General features: G+C 67.2%; 6 protein-coding genes. All 6 read left to right on the top strand.

Annotated features, from left to right (window positions below):
* Positions 1-351, top strand: a 351-nt coding sequence (locus IV113_RS24040; RefSeq protein ID WP_291090643.1) for an ABC transporter permease subunit, incomplete at its 5' end; no start/stop codon positions are given.
* Entirely contained in the window at positions 348-1172 is an 825-nt protein-coding gene (locus tag IV113_RS24035; RefSeq protein WP_291090641.1) for an ABC transporter ATP-binding protein, read from the top strand. The genes IV113_RS24040 and IV113_RS24035, both read left to right, overlap by 4 nt.
* Complete coding sequence (locus IV113_RS24030; RefSeq protein ID WP_291090639.1) at positions 1169-1375, top strand: DUF4089 domain-containing protein; 207 nt, start codon at positions 1169-1171, stop codon at positions 1373-1375. The genes IV113_RS24035 and IV113_RS24030 overlap by 4 nt, the downstream gene beginning before the upstream one ends.
* A gap of 9 nt (positions 1376-1384) precedes the next feature.
* Positions 1385-2779 (top strand): AtzE family amidohydrolase, encoded by a 1395-nt coding sequence (locus IV113_RS24025; protein WP_291090637.1) that lies wholly within the window; start codon positions 1385-1387, stop codon positions 2777-2779.
* Positions 2780-3154 (top strand): oxalurate catabolism protein HpxZ, encoded by a 375-nt coding sequence (gene hpxZ / locus IV113_RS24020; RefSeq protein ID WP_291090635.1) that lies wholly within the window; start codon positions 2780-2782, stop codon positions 3152-3154.
* Positions 3154-3489, top strand: a 336-nt coding sequence (locus IV113_RS24015; protein WP_291090633.1) for a GntR family transcriptional regulator, incomplete at its 3' end; no start/stop codon positions are given. The genes hpxZ and IV113_RS24015, both read left to right, overlap by 1 nt.

The raw sequence follows: 3489 nt of genomic DNA, 5'->3' as shown, positions 1-3489 counted from the left end.
TTCAACAGCGCCTACGGCGTGATCAACGCGCGCAAGCAGCGCGTGATGGCGGCCAAGGTGATGGGCGCCACACGCTGGCAGGTGTTCAAGGACGTGCTGATCTGGGAAAGCCTGCAGCCCAGCTTCGTCGGCCTGCGCTCGGCCGTGTCGATGGCGCTGGTCATCGTGATCGTGGCCGAGATGTTCATCGGGGCCGACAGCGGGCTGGGCAACCGCATCATCAACTCGCAGCAGGTGATGAACGTGAAGGACATGTACGCCTCCATCCTGGCGGCCGGTGCGCTCGGCTATGCGCTGAACGTGCTGTTCCTCGTGGTCGAACGACGCATCGTGCACTGGAGTGGAAGATGAACGCTGTCCTCAATGCCCCCGTCTACGACGCCGACGTGCCCGCACCCGAGTTCACACCCGGTCCGGCCGGCACGCACATCACCATCCGCGGTCTCACCAAGTACTTCGCGGGCTGGCCGCTGTACGAGAACTTCGACCTCGACATCCCCAAGCACAAGATCGTGTCGGTGTTCGGGCCCAACGGCTGCGGCAAGAGCACGCTGATCAACATGATCGCGGGCCTGGTGCCGATCGACAGCGGCGATATTTTGTTCGACGGCAAAAGTCTGAAGGACACCAAGATCGGCTACGTGTTCCAGAACTACCGCGAAGCGATGTTTCCGTGGATGCGCACCATCGACAACATCGCCTACCCGCTCAAGCTCGAAGGCAGGAGCAAGGCCGAGGTGGACAGGCGCATGGCGGAGCTGGTGGCTTCGTTCGACGTGAAGTTCGACCTCCACCGCTACCCCTACGAACTCTCGGGCGGCCAGCAGCAGACCGCATCCATCATGCGGGCGCTGGCACCCAACCCGGAGGTGCTGTTCCTCGACGAACCCTTCTCGGCGCTGGACTTCGAGATGACACTGTTCATCCGCGAGAAGCTGCAGGAGGTCTTCATGCAGACCGGCACCACCATGGTGCTGGTCTCGCACGATCTGGAAGAGGCCGTGTACCTGGCCGATCAGGTGCTGCTGCTCACCAAGCGGCCCACCAAAGTGGCCGAGATCCTGTCCTACGACGATCCGCGACCGCGCACCACCGCCACGCTGTCGGAGGCGAGCTTCATTGCTGCCAAGAAGCGCAGCCTGGAGATCTTCCAGCGCGAGGTGCGCCGATGACGGAGGTGCAGACCCTCATCTACGTGCAGGCTGCCGCCGTGGCGGTGGACCTGCACCTGGACACGGCCCAGGCCGCGCGCGTGGCTTCGCACATGCACCGCACCGCCGGCATGGCTGCGCTGCTCGACGCCTTCGAGCTGAAGGTGGATGACGAACCGGCCGAGATCTATTGCCCGGCGCCGTTCCAGCCTTCACAACCCTGAGGGCGCGCCATGACCGCCCCCTTGTCATTGAGCGAGGTCGCGCAAGCGGTGGCCGGCGGCACCTTGCGCGCGGCAGACGCGCTGGAAACCAGCATCGCACGCATCGAAGCCACCGATGCGCGCGTCAACGCCTTCACCGGCACCCGCTTCGACGCCGCCCGTGCGCAGGCCGAGCGGATGGACGCGCAACGCGCGCGCGGTGAGCCATTGGGTCCACTGGCCGGTGTGCCGTTCGCGGTGAAGAACCTGTTCGACATCGCCGGTGAGGTGACACTGGCCGGCTCCAAGGTCAACCGCACCAACCCGCCCGCAACCGTGGACGCGGTGCTGGTGCAGCGCCTGCAGGCCGCCGGTGCGGTGCTGGTGGGCTCGCTGAACATGGACGAATACGCCTACGGCTTCACCACCGAGAACACCCACTTTGGCCCCACGCACAACCCGCATCGGCTCGATTGTTCGGCGGGTGGTTCATCGGGCGGCTCGGGCGCGGCGGTGGCCGCGGGTCAGGTGCCCCTGACGCTGGGCTCGGACACCAACGGATCGATCCGCGTGCCTTCGTCACTGTGTGGTGTGTGGGGCTTGAAGCCCACCTTCGGCCGGCTCTCGCGGCGCGGCAGCTACCCCTTCGTTCACAGCCTGGACCACCTGGGGCCGCTGGCCGACGACCTCCACGGCCTGGCCCTGACCTACGACGCGCTGCAAGGCGCCGACCCGCTGGACCCAGGCTGCCACGCCACCACGGTACAGCCCACCGTGCGCTCATTGGCGTTGGGCATCAAAGGCCTGCGCGTGGGTGTGCTGGGTGGCTACTTCGCCGAGCACACGACCGCGCCCGCCCGCGAGGTGGCCGCGCTCGCCGCGCAGGCGCTGGGCGCCACCACCACCGTGGAGTGGCCCGATGCGGTGCAGGCGCGCGCGGCGGCCTTCATCGTGAGCGCCAGCGAAGGCGGCGCCCTGCACCTGCACCGCCTGCGCACGCAGGCGGCCGACTACGAGCCGCTGTCGGTGGACCGTTTCATTTCGGGGGCATTGCAACCGGCCGCCTGGTACGTGCGCGCGCAGCGCTTTCGCCGCGTCTACCGCGACAAGGTCAATGCCCTGTTCCGCGACTGGGACGTGTTGATCGCGCCCGCCACGCCCGTGCCGGCGCAGCCCCTCGGTACCGAGTGGGTCGAGATCAATGGCCAGCGCCTGCCCTGCCGCCCCTCCATCGGCCTGCTCACGCAACCCATCTCGTTCGCGGGCTGTCCGGTGGTGGCCGCACCCCTGTGGCCGCAGGGCACCGGTGGCTTGCCGATCGGCGTACAACTGATTACCGCACCCTGGCGCGAAGACCTGGCGCTGCGCGCCGGCATGGCACTGCACAATGCGGGCCTTGCCCGCTGCAAACCCGTGGAGTTCTGAATGGATACCAATCTGCCCGATGTGCTGGCCGAAGTGACGGCCGCCTTTGAGCGCTACGAGCAAGCCCTGATCGGCAACGACGTGGCCGTGCTCGACGAGCTGTTCTGGGACAGCCCCCACACGCTGCGCTATGGCGCCACCGAAAACCTCTACGGCATCGACGAGATCCGTGCATTTCGCAACGGCCGGCCCGCCGTCGGCCTGCAGCGCACCGTGCTGCGCACCGCCATCACCACGCACGGCCGTGATGTGGCCACCACCAACATCGAGTTCCAGCGCGAAGGCAACCCGCGCACCGGTCGCCAGAGTCAGACCTGGGTGCGCAAGGCCGAAGGCTGGCGTGTCGTCTCGGCCCATGTGAGCTGGATGGCCTGATGGTCACACGCCCCCTGCGCGCCGTCCGCGCACGCCCCGCCAATATCGCCGCCAAGGCTGCCGCCAGCGTCGAGCCCTTCCAGTCGCGCGCCGAAGCGGTCTACCGGCAAGTCAAGCAGGACATCGCCGACTTCCGCCTGGTGCCCGGCGACCGCTTTACCGAACACGAACTCTGCGCGCGGCTCGCCGTCTCGCGCACACCGGTGCGCCAGGCGCTGTTCCGGCTGCAACAAGATGGTCTGGTGGAGGTGATGTTTCGCAGCGGCTGGCGCGTGCTGCCGTTCGACTTCGACAAGTTCGACCAGCTCTACGACCTGCGCATGGTGCTGGAGACC

It is taken from the genome of Hydrogenophaga sp., from assembly GCF_018780385.1.
Lineage (GTDB): Bacteria > Pseudomonadota > Gammaproteobacteria > Burkholderiales > Burkholderiaceae_C > Hydrogenophaga.
The sequence above is the reverse complement of the archived record's forward strand: the minus strand, read 5'-3'. Positions and strand labels throughout refer to the sequence as shown.